Source organism: Flavobacterium sp. (genome assembly GCF_025352015.1).
GTDB lineage: Bacteria > Bacteroidota > Bacteroidia > Flavobacteriales > Flavobacteriaceae > Flavobacterium.
Genome location: NZ_JANXUG010000038.1, coordinates 1 through 17,085, shown reverse-complemented (window position 1 = coordinate 17,085; position 17,085 = coordinate 1). Strand labels below are relative to the sequence as shown.

General features: G+C 32.1%; 22 protein-coding genes. 15 read left to right on the top strand and 7 right to left on the bottom strand.

Annotation, left to right across the window (positions count from 1 at the left end):
- A complete protein-coding gene (rlmH, locus tag Q0Q96_RS03915; protein ID WP_293871923.1) occupies positions 1-474 on the top strand; it encodes a 23S rRNA (pseudouridine(1915)-N(3))-methyltransferase RlmH in 474 nt (157 codons plus the stop codon).
- Between the two features lie 3 nt (positions 475-477).
- Here rlmH and folP read toward each other — a convergent pair whose 3' ends face one another.
- Positions 478-1,296 carry a dihydropteroate synthase gene (gene folP / locus Q0Q96_RS03910; protein ID WP_293871922.1) on the bottom strand — a complete coding sequence of 273 codons (819 nt, stop codon included), beginning with the start codon at positions 1,294-1,296 and terminating at the stop codon, positions 478-480.
- A gap of 138 nt (positions 1,297-1,434) precedes the next feature.
- Between folP and Q0Q96_RS03905 the strand changes: the two genes are divergently transcribed.
- From Q0Q96_RS03905 to Q0Q96_RS03875, 7 genes are all read left to right on the top strand, one after another.
- Entirely contained in the window at positions 1,435-1,980 is a 546-nt protein-coding gene (locus Q0Q96_RS03905; protein WP_293871921.1) for a DUF1599 domain-containing protein, read from the top strand.
- 13 nt (positions 1,981-1,993) lie between these two features.
- Positions 1,994-3,103, top strand: a complete 1,110-nt coding sequence (locus tag Q0Q96_RS03900) for a MauE/DoxX family redox-associated membrane protein (protein WP_293871920.1) — start codon at positions 1,994-1,996, stop codon at positions 3,101-3,103.
- Positions 3,104-3,502: 399 nt separating this feature from the next.
- Positions 3,503-4,000, top strand: a complete 498-nt coding sequence (locus tag Q0Q96_RS03895) for a TlpA disulfide reductase family protein (protein WP_293871919.1) — start codon at positions 3,503-3,505, stop codon at positions 3,998-4,000.
- Complete coding sequence (gene tpiA / locus Q0Q96_RS03890; RefSeq protein WP_293871918.1) at positions 4,000-4,752, top strand: triose-phosphate isomerase; 753 nt, start codon at positions 4,000-4,002, stop codon at positions 4,750-4,752. The genes Q0Q96_RS03895 and tpiA overlap by 1 nt, the downstream gene beginning before the upstream one ends.
- A 142-nt stretch (positions 4,753-4,894) precedes the next feature.
- Positions 4,895-5,365 (top strand): hypothetical protein, encoded by a 471-nt coding sequence (locus Q0Q96_RS03885; RefSeq protein WP_293871917.1) that lies wholly within the window; start codon positions 4,895-4,897, stop codon positions 5,363-5,365.
- Positions 5,366-5,429: 64 nt separating this feature from the next.
- On the top strand, positions 5,430-6,263 hold the full coding sequence (gene prmA / locus Q0Q96_RS03880) for a 50S ribosomal protein L11 methyltransferase (RefSeq protein ID WP_293871916.1): 834 nt from the start codon (positions 5,430-5,432) through the stop codon (positions 6,261-6,263).
- A gap of 36 nt (positions 6,264-6,299) precedes the next feature.
- Complete coding sequence (locus Q0Q96_RS03875; protein ID WP_293871915.1) at positions 6,300-6,575, top strand: ATP-dependent Clp protease adaptor ClpS; 276 nt, start codon at positions 6,300-6,302, stop codon at positions 6,573-6,575.
- 84 nt (positions 6,576-6,659) lie between these two features.
- On the opposite strand, the gene Q0Q96_RS03870 is transcribed toward Q0Q96_RS03875, so the two are convergent.
- Complete coding sequence (locus Q0Q96_RS03870; RefSeq protein WP_293871914.1) at positions 6,660-7,082, bottom strand: hypothetical protein; 423 nt, start codon at positions 7,080-7,082, stop codon at positions 6,660-6,662.
- 247 nt (positions 7,083-7,329) lie between these two features.
- On the opposite strand from Q0Q96_RS03870, the gene Q0Q96_RS03865 reads away from it, so the two are divergent.
- The gene (locus Q0Q96_RS03865) at positions 7,330-7,923 is read left to right on the top strand and encodes a hypothetical protein (protein ID WP_293871913.1); all 594 of its coding nucleotides are present in this window, start codon (positions 7,330-7,332) and stop codon (positions 7,921-7,923) included.
- Positions 7,924-7,953: 30 nt separating this feature from the next.
- Here the strand turns inward: Q0Q96_RS03865 and Q0Q96_RS03860 are convergent, their stop codons facing one another.
- The 4 genes from Q0Q96_RS03860 to Q0Q96_RS03845 all read right to left on the bottom strand — a co-directional run bounded on the left by Q0Q96_RS03860 (position 7,954) and on the right by Q0Q96_RS03845 (position 11,761).
- Positions 7,954-9,132, bottom strand: a complete 1,179-nt coding sequence (locus Q0Q96_RS03860) for an AIR synthase related protein (RefSeq protein ID WP_293871912.1) — start codon at positions 9,130-9,132, stop codon at positions 7,954-7,956.
- Between the two features lie 78 nt (positions 9,133-9,210).
- Positions 9,211-9,981: an OmpA family protein gene (locus tag Q0Q96_RS03855; RefSeq protein ID WP_293871911.1), complete on the bottom strand. Its 771-nt coding sequence runs from the start codon at positions 9,979-9,981 to the stop codon at positions 9,211-9,213.
- The gene (locus Q0Q96_RS03850) at positions 9,978-10,871 is read right to left on the bottom strand and encodes an OmpA family protein (protein WP_293871910.1); all 894 of its coding nucleotides are present in this window, start codon (positions 10,869-10,871) and stop codon (positions 9,978-9,980) included. Before Q0Q96_RS03850 ends, Q0Q96_RS03855 begins: the two co-directional genes overlap by 4 nt.
- Positions 10,872-10,873: 2 nt before the next feature.
- Positions 10,874-11,761 (bottom strand): OmpA family protein, encoded by an 888-nt coding sequence (locus tag Q0Q96_RS03845; RefSeq protein ID WP_293871909.1) that lies wholly within the window; start codon positions 11,759-11,761, stop codon positions 10,874-10,876.
- Between the two features lie 186 nt (positions 11,762-11,947).
- On the opposite strand from Q0Q96_RS03845, the gene Q0Q96_RS03840 reads away from it, so the two are divergent.
- The 5 genes from Q0Q96_RS03840 (at position 11,948) to Q0Q96_RS03825 (ending at position 13,429) form a co-directional block, all read left to right on the top strand.
- On the top strand, positions 11,948-12,199 hold the full coding sequence (locus Q0Q96_RS03840) for a hypothetical protein (RefSeq protein WP_293871908.1): 252 nt from the start codon (positions 11,948-11,950) through the stop codon (positions 12,197-12,199).
- Between the two features lie 32 nt (positions 12,200-12,231).
- The gene (locus tag Q0Q96_RS12220) at positions 12,232-12,318 is read left to right on the top strand and encodes a hypothetical protein (RefSeq protein WP_366068919.1); all 87 of its coding nucleotides are present in this window, start codon (positions 12,232-12,234) and stop codon (positions 12,316-12,318) included.
- 2 nt (positions 12,319-12,320) lie between these two features.
- Positions 12,321-12,506 carry a hypothetical protein gene (locus Q0Q96_RS03835; protein WP_293871907.1) on the top strand — a complete coding sequence of 62 codons (186 nt, stop codon included), beginning with the start codon at positions 12,321-12,323 and terminating at the stop codon, positions 12,504-12,506.
- Positions 12,472-12,936, top strand: coding sequence for a hypothetical protein (locus tag Q0Q96_RS03830; RefSeq protein ID WP_293871906.1), 465 nt, complete (start codon positions 12,472-12,474; stop codon positions 12,934-12,936). Before Q0Q96_RS03835 ends, Q0Q96_RS03830 begins: the two co-directional genes overlap by 35 nt.
- A gap of 157 nt (positions 12,937-13,093) precedes the next feature.
- Positions 13,094-13,429, top strand: a complete 336-nt coding sequence (locus Q0Q96_RS03825; protein ID WP_293871905.1) for a hypothetical protein — start codon at positions 13,094-13,096, stop codon at positions 13,427-13,429.
- Positions 13,430-13,498: 69 nt separating this feature from the next.
- On the opposite strand, the gene Q0Q96_RS03820 is transcribed toward Q0Q96_RS03825, so the two are convergent.
- On the bottom strand, positions 13,499-15,688 hold the full coding sequence (locus tag Q0Q96_RS03820; protein WP_293871904.1) for a glutamine synthetase III: 2,190 nt from the start codon (positions 15,686-15,688) through the stop codon (positions 13,499-13,501).
- A gap of 197 nt (positions 15,689-15,885) precedes the next feature.
- On the opposite strand from Q0Q96_RS03820, the gene Q0Q96_RS03815 reads away from it, so the two are divergent.
- Positions 15,886-16,833 carry a TerC/Alx family metal homeostasis membrane protein gene (locus Q0Q96_RS03815; protein WP_293871903.1) on the top strand — a complete coding sequence of 316 codons (948 nt, stop codon included), beginning with the start codon at positions 15,886-15,888 and terminating at the stop codon, positions 16,831-16,833.
- The last annotated feature ends 252 nt before the right edge of the window (positions 16,834-17,085 follow it).

Here is a 17,085-nt window from a genome sequence, read left to right as displayed (position 1 = left end):
ATGAATATCAAACTTTTAGCCATTGGCAAAACCGATAATAAAGCGTTGCAAATACTCGTTGATGATTACACGAAACGTTTGTCTTTTTACATCAAGTTTGATTTAGAAATTATTCCTGACATCAAAAACGTAAAAAACCTTTCTGAAAATCAACAAAAAGAAAAAGAAGGCGAAATTATATTGGCGAAACTTGCACCTACTGACCAATTAATTTTATTGGATGAAAAAGGGACTGCTTTTTCAAGCAATGGTTTTGCTGAATATTTACAAAAAAAAATGAATTCTGGAGCAAAAACTTTGGTTTTTGTTATTGGTGGACCTTATGGTTTTTACGAAAATGTGCATCAAAAAGCAATTGACAAAATCTCACTTTCCTCGATGACGTTCTCGCATCAAATGGTGCGTTTATTTTTTATAGAACAATTATATCGAGGCTTTACGATTTTAAAAAATGAACCTTATCATCATCAGTAGGAACTACAATTGAGAAATTAACTTTATAGTTTCAACAGCTTCTTTTACATCATGCACGCGGAGAATATTAGCACCTTTTTGTAACGCAATTGTATTTAAAACCGAAGTGCCATTAAGTGCAAATTCGGCAGTGGTATCAAGTGTTTTATAAATCATCGATTTTCTGGAAACCCCTATTAATATTGGTAATTCTAACATTTTAAACAACTCAAGGTTATTCATAACTTCAAAATTATGATGCAAAGTTTTCGCAAACCCAAATCCTGGATCAATAATTAAATCATTGATACCTATACTTTTGGCTTGAGCCACTTTTTGAGAAAAATAAAATAGCATTTCTTTAGTGATATTTTCATAGAGCGCTAAACTTTGCATTGTTTGAGAAGTCCCTTTCATATGCATCATCACGTAGGGAACTTGCAATTGAGCAACGGTTTGCATCATGCACTCATCCAAACTTCCTGCTGAAATATCATTGATGATACAAGCACCATTTTCAATTCCGGCTCTAGCCACACTTGAGCGAAAAGTATCAACAGAAATTAATATTTCTGGGAAATGTTTTAAAACCAATTTTATTATCGCAATCAAACGTTTTAATTCTTCTTCTTCGGAGACAAATTCAGCACTTGGCTTACTTGAATAAGCACCAATATCGATAAATGTTGCACCTTCCACGCACATTTTTTCAACTAGATTGAGAATGCTTGTGTTGTCAGAATATTTTGCGCCGTCAAAGAACGAATTTGGTGTAATATTTACTATGCCCATGACTTTGGGAACAGTTAAATCAACAAGTTGCGAGCGGCAATTAATAGTCATGTTTTTTTGTAATCAATGTTACGTTTATTGTGTTCAGTTAAGATATTCTTAAATGTTAAATTACTAATCTTAATTCTGTAATCAGCAATGAAAAAAATTCTTTACTTTTGGTGAAATTTAATACAAAGATACATTGAAATGAGTATAACTTCTCAAGAATATGACAAGGTTATCGTTATTTGCCGACAGCTTTATATCAATAAAATGAAAGATTATGGACCTGCTTGGCGCATCTTAAGATTGCCTTCGGTAACTGATCAAATATATATTAAAGCACAACGTATTAGAAGTTTACAAGTAAATGACATTAGGAAAGTAAACGAGGATGAAACAGGTGAATTTATTGGAATTATCAACTATTCTGTTATGGCATTAATCCAATTGGATTTAGGCTTTGTCGACCAACCCGATTTAGATTCCGCTAAAGCTATTCAACTGTATGATGAAAAAGTAGCATTAACAAAATCTTTGATGGAAGATAAAAATCATGATTATGGTGAAGCATGGCGCGAAATGCGGGTAAGTTCGTTAACCGATTTGATTTTGCAAAAGTTACATCGTGTTAAACAAATTGAAGATAATCAAGGAAAAACTTTGGTTTCTGAAGGTATCGATGCCAATTATCAAGACATGATTAATTACTCGGTTTTTGCATTAATTTTGATGAAATTCGGACAACAATAAACATTCTAAATTTATGGCAACTATCAACCAAAAATCATACATTGTATGGACATTAAGAATAATTGTGGCCGCTTTGTTCATCGTTTCTGCTTTAGCAAAACTATCTAAATCACATTTATTAGACTCTCCTTACTTTGCGATTTCAACTTTTGAAGTTAAACAATTGTATCCTTTGGGATTTTCTGAAACTTTAGCTCCGTATTTTTCGAGAACACTTATAGGTATTGAACTGGCATTGGGATTATTACTATTGCAAAAAAATTGGTTGCGCAAATTCATTGTCCCGATTACTACTCTTTTAGTATTAGTTTTTATCGGACATTTGAGTTATACAACTTTCATCAACGGTGGTAATACAGGGAATTGTGGTTGTTTTGGTGAGCTTTTACCAATGACTCCTATCCAAGCAATTGCTAAAAATATAGTCGCAATAGGACTTTTGGGATATTTATATTATTTGTTGCCCAATAGAGCTAAAAACGGGAATTTTTGGATTTTGACCACCGTTCTTTTTGCGACAATTTTAGGAATTTTTATGATTGCACCAATTCAACCTCCAGCTAATAATTTTTCTGTTTCAAATACCGTCGAAAAACCAAGTGATTCAAATCAAATCACACCGATTGAAACAACAAAAAAACTCCCTAAAATTTCAAAAGATACGTTAAATGAAGTTGAACCTACCAGGATAGATAAAAAAGTGATCAATGAGCCCGAAAAACACAAATCAGGTTATGCACAGTATTTTTCGACAATTGACAAAGGCAGAAAAACACTTTGTTTCTTTGTTCCAGGTTGTGACCATTGTCGTCAGGCAGCCAAGGAACTCACCGAAATGAGAAAAACCAATAAAGATTTTCCTGAAATTTTTATAGTATTTATGAATGAGGAAGTAGATTTAATTCCTGATTTTTTTAAAGAAGCAGGCGCTGAATATCCTTATAAAATAATCGAAATCATTCCTTTTTGGAAAGTTTTGGGCAATGGGAAAGATACTCCTGGTGTAAAATACCTTTGGAATGGCAATGAAATCAAATACTATTGGGGTATCACCAATAATAAATTTAACCCAACAGATTTTGAAAAATTAATTAACAAACCTTTTTCCGAGTTAAAAAAATAATTCAATTTTTGTTTAACTTTTTATTATATTTAGATACTCAAAATTTATATTATGATTAAATACATATTGTCACAAAAAGTACACTTAAGAAGTCTTATTGGTATTGGTTTTTGTTTCTTAATTTTTTTGGTTGGTTACTATATTCTAGGATATATTTCTACTGAAGCAAATCCGCCATTTGGAGACACTATTTACATACTTATAGGCAGCACTTTTATGTTTACCTCCATTGTAGTTTTTGTTTTAATTCTAAGATATCTATATTATTATAAAAAGAAAAAAGAAAAACAGCATCGAAAAAGAAAAAGTCACAAACTATTTTATTTGAGAGATGTTAAAAAAAAGGGAAATAGTGATTCACTAAATAAATAAAAAAGTAATACCCATTATCAAAAAAATATGAAAAAAATATTAGTAATAATTTTAACTATTACGGTCGCTTTTACATCTTGTAATAGTCAAAAGAAGGGATTTTCAAAAGAAAGTTTGTCCAAAAAATTATTCACAACCAGCAATATCGAAATCACTTTTGAGAAAATTTTAAAAAGTCATTTAGGTAAAGTTACCGTTATTGAAGTTTGGGCATCATGGTGCGGCGATTGCGTAAAAGCAATGCCAAAACTTAAAGAAATGCAGGTCGACAATCCAAATGTAAATTATGTTTTTATATCAATGGATAAAACTTTTGACAAATGGCAGTCAGGTATTGAAAAACATGAACTTAAAGGCGACCATTTTTGGGCAACCGATGGTATGAAAGGCGAATTTGGAAAATCGATTGATTTAGATTGGATTCCAAGATATATAATTATAGATAAAAAAGGAACTGTTGTAATTTATAGAGCCATAGAAACCGATTTTGAAAAAATAAACGAGACATTAAAAAAATTACAATAATGAGACAAAATATAGTTGCTGGCAATTGGAAAATGAATAAAAATGTCAAGGAAACCGAAGACTTATTAAATGAACTGATTGATAAATTACCTCACGATACCAAAACAAAAATTATTGTAGCCCCTACATTTACGAATCTCGCATCGGCTGTAAATCATTTAGAATTTACAAATATTGGTATAGCAGCCCAAAACATGAGTCAGTTTGAAAGTGGTGCCTATACGGGAGAAATTTCGGCGAGTATGCTCACAAGCATTGGCGTAAAAATGGTAATAATTGGTCATTCTGAACGTCGAGCATATTTTAATGAAACCGATTTTGTCTTAGCCGATAAAGTGAGCACAGCATTACAACACAACATGTTAGTTATTTTTTGTTTTGGTGAAGAACTAAAAGATCGACAAAAAAATCAACATTTTAATATCGTAGAAAATCAATTACGTGATGGTTTATTTCATATAAAAGATAACGATTGGGAACAGATTATATTAGCTTACGAACCCGTTTGGGCCATTGGTACGGGAGAAACAGCAACTCCAGAACAAGCGCAAGAAATGCATCGATTTATTAGAGAAACAGTACGAAATCGTTATCAAAGTACTATTGCTGAAGAAGTTTCAATACTATACGGAGGCAGCGTAAAACCAGAAAATGCCAAAGAAATTTTCTCAAAACCAGACGTCGATGGTGGTTTAATTGGTGGTGCTGCACTAAATGCTTCAGATTTTGCTACAATAGTGAAGTCAATTTAAGGAAATAAATATTTTTTTCAAAGTTTTTTATTTTTTTGAAAGTTTTTATCCTCATTTTTAACTTTATTTTGCATTTCGTCGAATATTTTAGCATTTAATCGAATATATAGCTATTTTTACGTCGTCATTAAGTCAAAATAATATGAAAACAAAAATGGTCTTTTTCCTTTTGATGCTTTTTTCTTTGAATAGCTATGCTCAAATTGACAGTCAAAAACGCTTTCAGTCAGATTCTAGAAAATATTATATTTGGAATTCAGAATTTGAAAAATACGAATTAAAAGAAACCGAATATGAAAATTCGGTCATCGATATTCGTGAAATTGGATCAAAAACCAATGGCTATATTGTCATTACTATGTTGGATAATGGTCAAGTAAGATTACATCATGGTTCTATAATAGAATTTGCACAAACGAGTGAAACCGAAGGCACTTGGCAAATTCGCTCAAAGTTTATGCGAGCAAAATTGGTTTACAACCCCAAAGAAAATACCATTACCTATCTTTATGATGCTGAAAAAAAAAGGTATAATAAACTCATGATTTTTGCTGTAAGACCAGATGAACTTCCTAATGCAAGTTTAAAAACAGTTGTCAGAACTGATGACTAACAATTTCAAACAGAAATGATTTTTAAATCCTAGCATCTATTGTTACCTTTGCAACAAAAAATCAATGTCATCTATTTATTTAGCTTATCATTTTTCGGTTGAACCAAAAGAATTAGGTTCTGAAATTTTAATTGCAGAATTAGGAGAAAAACCCTTTGAAAGTTTTATAGAAACTGAAAATGGATTTAGCGCTTTTATCCAAAAAGACCTCTGGACTACAAATTTGTTAGATGATATTTATTTGTTACAATCCCCAGAATTCGTTATTTCTCACTCTATCGAAGAAATTGAACAGGTCAATTGGAACGTAGAATGGGAAAAAAACTTTGAACCTATAGATGTAGATGGCAAATGTCATGTTCGTGCGCCATTTCATCCAAAATCAAATGCTAATTTTGATATTATTATCGAACCAAAAATGAGCTTTGGTACGGGTCATCACGAAACCACACACATGATGATTCAACACTTGTTAGAAACCGATATTACTAATTTCAAAACGCTCGATATGGGTTGTGGAACTGCTATTTTGGCTATTCTTGCCGAGATGAAAGGAGCAAAACCTATAGATGCTATTGACATTGACAATTGGTGTTACCTAAACTCTATAGAAAATGCAGAGCGTAATAACTGCAGTCATATTGCTGTTTATGAAGGTGATGTAGCTTTGTTGAAAAACAAAAAATACGACTTGATTATTGCTAACATAAATCGTAATATTTTGTTGAACGATATGCAACAATATGTAGATAGTTTGAATCAAAAAGGTATTCTATTGTTGAGCGGATTTTATACAGAAGACATTCCTTTTATTGATGCATCATGCATTGAAAAAGGATTAACACTTATTAAAAAATTAGAAAGAAACAATTGGACTGCACTTAAATATGTAAATTAGCAATTGAAAATTTTACGAAAGTAAACCGAAATGAAAATGAGCACTATAGAAAAAATTCAAGAAGAAGTTTTAGTTCAAGACCAGGTTGAAGTTAACAACGAAATTGTATTGTTTAATGACGATGTTAACACTTTTGACCATGTGATTGAAACATTGATACGTGTTTGCCAACATGCAGCTGAACAAGCAGAACAATGCGCTATTTTAGTACACTACAAAGGAAAATGTACAGTAAAAACAGGGTCATTTGATGAATTAAAACCACAATGCACAAAACTTTTAGAAGCTGGTTTGAGTGCAGAAATCATTTGATTTTTGTTTAACGATTTTTGATTTTTTGAAATGAAAATAAATTCCCAAAAAGGAATCTGCAATCCTAAATCGTTATTATAAAATTTAAAACTTCCAATCAAACTCATCCTTGTCATTTATAATAGCTCCCATTTCAACCCTAATTACCTCATTAAATTCCGATTGAAGAATGAGCCAATTGCTTTCGTTGAAATGATTTTCTAGGGTATCAAAATCTTCTTTAGTCCAAGACTTAAATGGTAATACTGATTTAATTTCATCTATATTTCTACCAATAATTTTTTTATCTAAAATCGTAGTTTCATGATTTGAACAAATGATGTAACCTAATCGAAAATCTTCTTCCTCATAAAAAATGAGGCTCAATTTATGACTATTATACAAGCAAATTACATTACCATCTTCGTCTTTATATTGTTTATTTGGTTTACCGTACAATGCCTCAACATCGTTTTGTTTCATGCCAAAAAGCAATTGGTCAATACCATTTTTTAGATTGATTATCATAAGAAGTATTAATTGTGAATTATAAAGGTTAAAGGTCGGGAAGTTTTTTAAAAAGTTAGTAATCGAATTTTTATATTATCAGTTTACTACTTAATTGTCAACATTTATTACAGACATTAATAAAGTATTAAAATCAAAACAATTGTAATATTGTGCAACATATTTTTAAATTTGTATAAAATTTACATTAAAAAATATTGCAAATTTGTAAAGTGATATAAAAATTGCAATAATAATCAAATTAATTATGTGGTGGCAGTATTTATTAGTTTTTGCGGGAGCCTTTTTGTTTGATGTAGTTCCTATTCCTTTTCCTCCAGCTTTTTCCATTATGATTCCCTTACAAATCATGTTCAAGTTGAATACGTGGATGGTAACTATCGTTGGGGTTGCTGGTTCAATATTGGGAAGATATGTACTTACTTTATATATTCCTTTTTTAGCCGATAAAATATTTAAACCTGAAAAAAATAAGGAAGTTCAGTTTCTCGGAAAAAAAATAAGTGAAAAAGGTTGGAAAAGTCAGTTGATTATAGTGGCTTATTCATTGTTGCCGTTGCCCACTACGCCACTTTTTTTAGCTGGGGGAATGGCACGGATCAAACCAATTCAAATTATTCCTGCCTTCTTTATAGGGAAATTTATAAGTGATGCCCTTGCTGTTAATTTGGGTAAATTTGCTTCCGATAATGTTCACGATATGATGAGTGCCGCTTTATCTTGGAAATCTATCGCTAGTTTGGTATTTGGTTTATTGCTAATTTGTTCCTTATTATTTATCGATTGGCTATCACTATTAGAAAAAAAAGAATTTAAACTGAACTTTAAAATATTTAAATAAAGAAACTTTTTATTTTAAAATTATAAAATTCTAATACTCAAATTTCCCGAACTTATTTATAATAGTGAGTTTTTTATTGTCACTTGATTCTACCCTTCCAACAATTTGAGCATCAACCCCAAATGATTCAGAGATTTCTATAATGTCTTTGGCGATATTTTGTGAAACGTAAAGTTCCATTCGGTGACCACAATTAAAAACCTGATACATTTCTTTCCAATTTGTTTTTGATTGTTCTTGTATCAATCTAAAAAGTGGTGGCACCTCAAATAAATTATCTTTTATCACATGTACTTTATCCACAAAATGCAACACTTTAGTTTGTGCTCCTCCAGAGCAATGTATCATTCCGTGTATGTCTTTTGGAGTGTATTTGTTTAAAATGGTTTTTATTATCGGGGCATAAGTTCTAGTGGGTGACAACACTAATTTTCCGGCATCTAATGGTGAATTTGCAATAACATCCGTCAGCTTCTTTTTCCCCGAGTAGACTAAATCTGTCGGCAGTAAACTGTCATAACTTTCAGGATATTTGGTAGCTAAATAATTAGCAAAAACATCGTGCCGCGCTGATGTTAATCCGTTGCTTCCCATGCCGCCATTATAACTTTTTTCATATTTGGATTGACCAAAAGAAGCCAAACCTACAATCACATCTCCAGGTTCAATATTTGCGTTGTCAATTACATCGCTGCGTTTCATTCGGGCTGTTACGGTTGAATCTACAATAATTGTTTGAACCAAATCTCCAACATCGGCAGTTTCTCCACCAGTTGAATGAATGGTAACTCCAAAGGTTTTTAATTCAGCAATCAATTCTTCGGTTCCGTTAATAATGGCTGAAATAACTTCGGCAGGAATACGATTTTTGTTTCTCCCAATAGTGGACGAAAGCATAATAGTGTCAGTAACACCTACACAAAGCAAATCGTCAATATTCATAATCAACGCATCTTGCGCAATACCTTTCCAAACCGAAATATCGCCTGTTTCTTTCCAATACAAATACGCCAATGAGGATTTTGTGCCAGCTCCATCTGCATGCATAATAAGGCAATATTCTTCATCATTAGTTAGATAATCAGGGACAATTTTACAGAAGGCTTTAGGGAATAATCCTTTGTCAATGTTTTTTATGGCGCTGTGTACTTCTTCTTTAGAAGCCGAAACGCCGCGAAGATTGTATCGTTGACTGTTATCAGAGCTCATGCGTTGTGGTTAGTTATGTAGCAAATATAATTTGAAAATGTGTCAATTTGAAGATTTGAAGATGATATTATTTTCAAATTATTTTGCTATAATTAAAATTTCAACTCTCCGGTTTTCATCTTCTTCTTCGGTGTTTTTTTCAGGGATAGGATGAATGGGTTTTGAAATTCCAAATCCTTTGAAAGTCATTCGTTTTCTATCAATTCTATTACGAAGTAAAAAATTATAAATCGCTCTGGCACGAGCCGTAGAAACATTATTTACATCGTTGACCAACTGACAACATATGTGACCTTGAATTTCAATTTTCAACTTGGGATTTTCTTCCATGGCACACCGCAGCTCTATTAAAGTGGGCTCTGATTTAGGAACAATTCGCGCCGAATTGTTGAAGAAATAAATATTAGGTAAGGTAATATGCTCGCCAACTTTGGAATTTTTTATTTTTCTAGTCAGTTCACTTTCTAAAGGTGCTATTTCAAGTTCTACATAAAAAACGGTTACTTTTCTATTTTCTGATTGTACTTTAGATTGTTTAAAATCCTTTCCAAAAGCAATTTTTTCTATATTTTTAGTGAACTTCAATCCACTTTTTTCCAACAACATTTGGGTGTTTTCAATGCGTCTTTCCGCTAACTTTTTGTTATAGTTTTTACTGTCAATACTATCGCAATACCCTAATAATTTTGTGATTTCTAAATTTTTATTTTTGGCAATCCATTCGTTGATTTGTAAAATTGAATTTGTGTTTGGGAAATCTTTATTAAAATCGAAGAATACTTCTACTTGCTTTTGTCCCAATAATTTGATGGAAATTAGGAGAAAAAATAATATAAATTTTAACTTCATGGTTTCGCTACAATTAATATTTCAACACGGCGATTAGCGGCGCGTTCTTTTTCATTTTTTTCGGGTAACTTATAAATTGGATCATTGCTTCCGTATCCTCTGAATGCCAATCTTTTTACTTCGACTCCGTTTTTTGTTAAATATTTAAGAATGACTAGAGCTCTTCTGTAGGATAATTTAGTGTCGTTTGGATTTTGATTGCAGCAAATATGCCCGTGTATTTCAATTATAAGTTTGGGATTATTCAGCATAATATCAAGCAATTCATCCAGCAAAGAAATAGATTGATCCATCACTCTTTCTGAATTAAAATAAAAGTTGATGTTGCTAATTCTAATTAAATCGCCCATTTTTGCTTTTTGAAATTTTGATTCTAATGTAGACCGTTCCTTTTCTACAAGGGCTTCTAAATTTGCAATGTCTGATACATAATCTTCATGAATGAGCGTTGTCTCCTCTCCAGAAAGTTCTCTATTTGGCTTTCTGCCAAAAACTCCTTCAGGTATTGTTGTAGAATTATTTATCCTATTAAAATGCACTTCCACTTTTCTGTTCTCACTTTGATTTTTAGAATAGTTGAAATCCTTTCCAAATGATTTTAGTTCCACTTTATCCGCAATCTTAACCTTATTTTTATTAAAAAAAGCAAGCATCGTATTGACTCTTCGCAAGGCTAAATCTTTGTTGTATTTGCTATCATCTACACTATCGCAAAACCCTAAAATACTAACAATTTCTATATTTTTGTTGTCTATAACCCATTGATTTATCTTTATTTGAGATTCATTGTTGGGAATATCTTTATTAAAATCAAAAAAAACATCAAGTTTATTTTGGCAAAAACCAGTTATTGAAAACAATAAATAACAGAGTAAAAAACGCTTTTGCATTATTAATTTTCTAAAATTAAAATTTCTACTCTTCGATTAGCGGCACGTTCTCTTTCATCTTTTTCGGGCAAAGGATAAATTGGCGCTGAACTACCAAAACCTTTGTAGGATAATCGTGCTCTGTACACATCATTGGCAATTAAAAAATTGTAAATCGCTTTGGCACGTTGCGTAGATAAATCGGTTCGATCTACATTCATACAACACAAATGCCCTTGAATTTCGATTTTTAAAGCTGGATTTCTTTGCAGTACCAAAAGCAGTTCATATAATTTTCCGCGTGATTCAGGTACAACGGCATAGGTATTAATGATAAAATTAAGATTATCAATTTTTAGTTTTTCGCCAATTTTGGCATGTTCAATTTTTTTCATGAATTGTCTATCCAATTTGAATTCAGATTTTGTTCCGTTTGGATTTTCAAAAGCTAATTTTTCAGGATATTCTATTTCTATTTTTGGTTTTTCGGCTACGATTTGCATTTTAATACCAAGAATTTCCTCTTCACGAATGATATCTTTTTCGAGAATATAATAAATAGTTACTTTTCTATTTTCTGCTTTATTTTTTGATTGATTAAAACTTTCGCCAAAACTTCTTGTTTTAAAATCTTCTCTAATTTTGACATTATTTTTTACAATCTGAAAGACATAATCTACACGTTTTTGAGCTAATGTATCGTTGAAACCTGTTGTGCCATCTTCATCTGTATAACCATCGATGGCTACTATTTTATTGTTTTTATTTTCTGCAATCCAGTTAGTTAGCTTCTCTTTTTCTGCGGTAATTAATTCATGTTTATTGCTGTCAAAATGAAGAATAAACTTTTCTTGAGCATAAAAAAAAGTTGTAAAAAGAAGTAAAAAAAGAAAAACAAAAATAGTTTTCATGAGTTGTTTTAATAATAATGAAAGTTAAACAAAAATAGTATATATATAATTTGCAAAAAAATAGTACGTTCAAATCAATGATTTATTTATTTTTATAAATAAAAACTTTAGCAAATGAAACACTTTTTACTATTCTGTTTTCTAATTACAACCATTTCATCAAGTTCACAATCTTTGATACAATAAGTGAATTTAGGCAGTTTGATTACTTCACGTTCGTCTGTTTCTATTGGCGAAATTGTGATTGTACCTCAAAACCAATCGCAATCTAGTTCAGGAATTATTGGTGTTTTAGTGCAAACGCTCGAAGTTCCGCAATTGGAACTAAGCAGCACTATTACGGTTTTCCCAAATCCTACACAGCAACGGTTTATTTTAAAACAGAAACCAATCTTGTTGATGAGAAAGTTTCGCTTTTTAATTTATAGGGGCAATTAATCTCTGAAAAGAAAAATACAGCCGATAATGCCTTGGATTTATCAGAGCTTTCAACTGGCGTTTACTTAATTCAATTTACACACAAAAACATCTATACATTTAAAATTATTAAACATTAATTGTGAAGAAACTATTACTATTATCAGCACTTTTTATTTCGTTCTTGACATTTGCCCAAGTTCCTCAAGGAATATCGAATCAGGCAATTGCATTAAACAGTTCTGGAACTCCGATTGTGAGTTCTAATGTCAGAGTGAAACTTTCTATATTGGATGGTTTCAGCATCAGGAACTGTTTTATATTCTGAAACGCAATTAAAAACAACCAATGCACAAGGGTTATTCAATTTGGCTATTGGGCAAAGAACATTAGTTTCGGGAGCATTCAATACTATCAACTGGGGAACAAACTCTAAATTTTTAAAAGTAGAAATGGATGCTACAGGCGGAACAACTTATGCGACTGTTGGTACTACCCAATTACTTTCTGTTCCTTATTCTTTAGCAACCGATAGTTTAGTAACCTGTCCCAGAGAGGGAATTACCTTGGGTTCACCAAATGGAACGCCATACCAATTGACGGTTGGCAATAGTGGAAATTTATCGTTACCCACTTCTGGTTCAACGGTACTATACCAAACCAATTGTATTTGTATGGAACATTTAATAGTTTCAATGCAGCGACTGCTTAATAATTTAATAATATCAATCAAACATTTTTCGGAGACAAATATTTAACTGCCGGTAGTCCGTTGAAATTTTTAGCTGATAACTACGCTAGCTCGGTTGTGTAGGTTTAAATGCATCACAACAATTAGTTATCAGCGGTAGTGCTTATAATATCACATCAAATGGTTTTTATTATGTAAACGTTTACCATTCTACTGGAAACCCGATGTTATCGGATATAGGCAAATTTTCGCTAACCTTATACATTCAAACGACAGGAGCACCTTTTGCCCCAACCTACAATTCCTCAACAAATACGTTCTCTTTTACTGTAAATGGAATTACCAATACTAACAATACCTTTCAATTTTCCATAACAAATCCAAATGGTAGTGGTGTTGGCATTGGAAATGTTGGTGATTTTCTTAGAGATGGGTCTATTGATTTCGGAGGAACTGCAATAACTTTTCCCGGCACTACAACAACACCAAAAAATTTCAGAGTTGATTTGGTTATAAACTTTAACGGTTTCGGGACTTATACCATTACGCAGCTTGTTTAATTATCTTTATTAAAAACAAAAAAATCCCGCACAATGTGCGGGATTTTTTATTGCATGTTGTTATATTAGTTAACGTGTAAACAACAACTCTCTGTATTTAGTTAAAGTCCATATTTCGTCATCAACCACAAGTTCTAATTTATCGCAATGTTCTCTGATTACATCAAAATAGGGTTTTACTTTGTCACAATACATTTCTGCCATTTTTTGAGCATCCGTTAAAGCATTAGCGGTTTTACGAGCTTCCGTCATGGCCTCAACATTGGTATTGATTCCTTCGATATGAGCGGAAATTTCTTTGATAATTGAAATTTGTTCTTTAGCTACTTTCTCAAAATCTTTTCCGAAGATATCTTTCAAACCACGTACGTTTTCAATTAAGGTGTTTTGATACCGAATTGCAGTTGGAATAACATGGTTACGGGCAATATCCCCAAGAACCCTTCCTTCAATCTGGATTTTCTTTGTGTATTCTTCCAGTTCAATTTCGTAACGAGCTTCCACTTCAACATGATTCATTACATTCAAATCTTTGAATAAGTCTAATGCTTTTTTAGAAACTTTAGCTTTCAGAGCAGTTGGTGTAGTTTTATGATTACTCAACCCACGTTTTTTTGCTTCTTTTTCCCAAGCATCGCTATAACCATCACCTTCAAAAAGAATATTTTTTGTTTCCTTAATATATTCTCTTAATACATTAAAAATCGCTTCGTCTTTCTTTAAATCTTTTTTCTCGATTAAGGCATCGACTTCTTTTTTAAACGCTTTTAATTGTTTGGCAACAATAGAATTCAAGGTTGTCATGGCATTGGCACAATTAGCAGAAGAACCTACAGCACGGAATTCAAATTTATTTCCGGTGAAAGCAAATGGTGATGTTCTATTTCTGTCGGTATTATCCAAAATTACTTCAGGAATCTTTCCAACAACATTCAATTTTAAATCTGTTTTTTCTTCTGGAGACAATTTCCCTTTGGTAACGCCTTCTAATTCAGCTAAAACTTTCGTGAGTTGCTGTCCAATAAAAACGGATATAATTGCCGGTGGCGCTTCGTTTGCGCCTAATCTGTGATCGTTACTTGCAGTTGCAATGGCTGCACGAAGTAATTCCTCATATTCTTGAACTGCTTTAATTGTATTGATAAAAAATGATAAGAACTGTAAATTGCTCATTGGTGTTTTCCCGGGAGATAATAAGTTTACTCCGGTATCTGTAGCCATTGACCAGTTATTATGTTTTCCTGAACCATTTACACCTTGAAAAGGTTTTTCGTGGAAAAGTACTTTGAAGTCGTGGCGTTCTCCAACTTTTGACATGACATCCATTAATAATGAATTATGGTCAACTGCTAAATTGGTTTCTTCAAAAATTGGAGCCAATTCAAATTGGTTTGGCGCTACTTCATTATGACGTGTTTTTACTGGGATACCAAGCAGCATACATTCTTCCTCCAATTCACGCATATAATTCAGCGCTCTTGACGGAATGGAACCAAAATAATGATCGTCTAATTGTTGGCCTTTTGCAGAGGTATGTCCCAACAAGGTTCTTCCGGTCATAACGATATCTGGTCGAGAATTGGCTAAAGAAGCATCAACCAAAAAGTATTCCTGCTCCCAGCCTAAAGTGGCGGTTACTTTTTTTACATTTTTATCAAAGTATTTACAGACATCCGTTGCTGCTTCATCAACAGCATTTAATGCTCGTAAAAGTGGTGTTTTATAATCTAATGCTTCGCCTGTATAAGAGATGAAAACCGTTGGAATACATAAAGTAGTTCCGAAGATAAATGCCGGTGAAGTTGGATCCCAAGCTGTATATCCACGCGCTTCGAATGTATTTCTAATTCCACCGTTAGGGAAAGAGGATGCATCAGGTTCTTGTTGTACTAATTGTCCTCCACCAAATTTCTCAACAGGATCAGATCCATCATAAGATGTTTCAAAAAAAGCATCATGCTTTTCAGCAGTTGATCCAGTTAAGGGCTGAAACCAATGTGTATAATGAGTTACCCCTTTTGACAAAGCCCATTCTTTCATTCCCATCGCTATGTAATCTGCAAGCTTTCTGTCAATTTTAGTTCCGTGTTGGACAGCGTCTTTTACACCTTTGTGAGCATCCGAAGTTAAGAACTGCTTCATTGCTTTATCATTAAACACATTTGAACCGAAGAGATCTGATTTTCGTCCAGATTCTTCAAATTTTACTGGCTTTCTGCCTGATGCATCTTTTAATGCTTGGAAACGTAAAGTTGACATATATTTTATTTTTTAATATTATACCCTGTAAATTTGGTACAAATATAAAAATATTTTAGCTTAAAAATAACTATACCCTAATTTTTTTAGGGTATAGTTATAAAAAGCACTATAAAAAATAATTTTTTGAAAATGAATTTTAAATTTTGCTGATGTAATTTACTTTTTGAAACGATTATCTTTGTAAAAAAGAGCTTATGATAGTTTGGATTATATTTTTAGCCACCATTATACTTTTTTTAGCTTTGGATTTGGGTATTTTTAATAAAACCCCTCATATTATTACTTCAAAAGAAGCTGGGATTTGGACAGCAGTTTGGGTAACACTTTCTTTTGCTTTTTCTGGTGTTGTAAATTGGCTGTACAGTAATCATTACATTGCAAATCCTACGGGTATACAGCCATCAGTAGCAACCTTAAAATACATTACTGGTTATCTTATAGAACTATCATTAAGTATTGATAATATTTTTATTATTGCTGTAATTTTTGCTGCTTTCAAAATATCGCAAAAATACCAGCACCGTGTTTTATTTTGGGGAATATTAGGTGCTATTATTTTCAGGGGATTGATGATTTTTTTTGGGGTTATATTGATAAATAAATTTAGTTGGATGACGTATTTATTTGGGGGGTTTTTACTTTTAACTGCATTTAAAATGTTATTCAAAAAAGAGGAATCAGATTTTGAGCCAAAAGAATCACTAGTTTATAGAATTATTGGTAAAGTTATCCCGATTTCAAGTCATACAGAAAAAAAGCATTTTTTTATTAAAATTAATAATATCACACACGCAACACCGCTTTTTGTGGCTTTACTTGTTATAGAAGTGATGGATATGCTTTTTGCTTTAGATAGTGTTCCAGCCATTTTGGCAATAACTTCTGATCCTTTTTTAGTTTTTAGTTCTAATATTTTTGCAATCTTAGGTTTACGTTCGATGTATTTCTTTTTGGCTAATATGTTGGGGAAATTTAGTCATCTTGAATATAGCTTGATTGCTATTTTAACCTTTGTAGGTGTCAAAATGCTAATCGTTGATTATTATAAATTTCCAGAATGGCTTTCGTTAAGTTTCATTGCTTTTACACTTATAATTGGAATAATCGTTTCTATCGTAAGAAAAAATAGTGATATTAAATAAACGATTACTGTTAAGATAAAAATCTAATCCGCAATTGAGTTTGCTTAATTCAATACAATTTCATTAACCATTTGATTTTTAAAAACAATAATACTTTTTGTGCAACGCTATTGCAAATTCCAGTCATATTGACCACCCAATTCCAATTTAAAGTGACCACCTGATTCCAATTCAAAATGACCACCTAATTCCGGAGCAAAATGACCACCTCCATTTTTCATTAAAAACTACTTTTTTTCATCTGTTAATTAG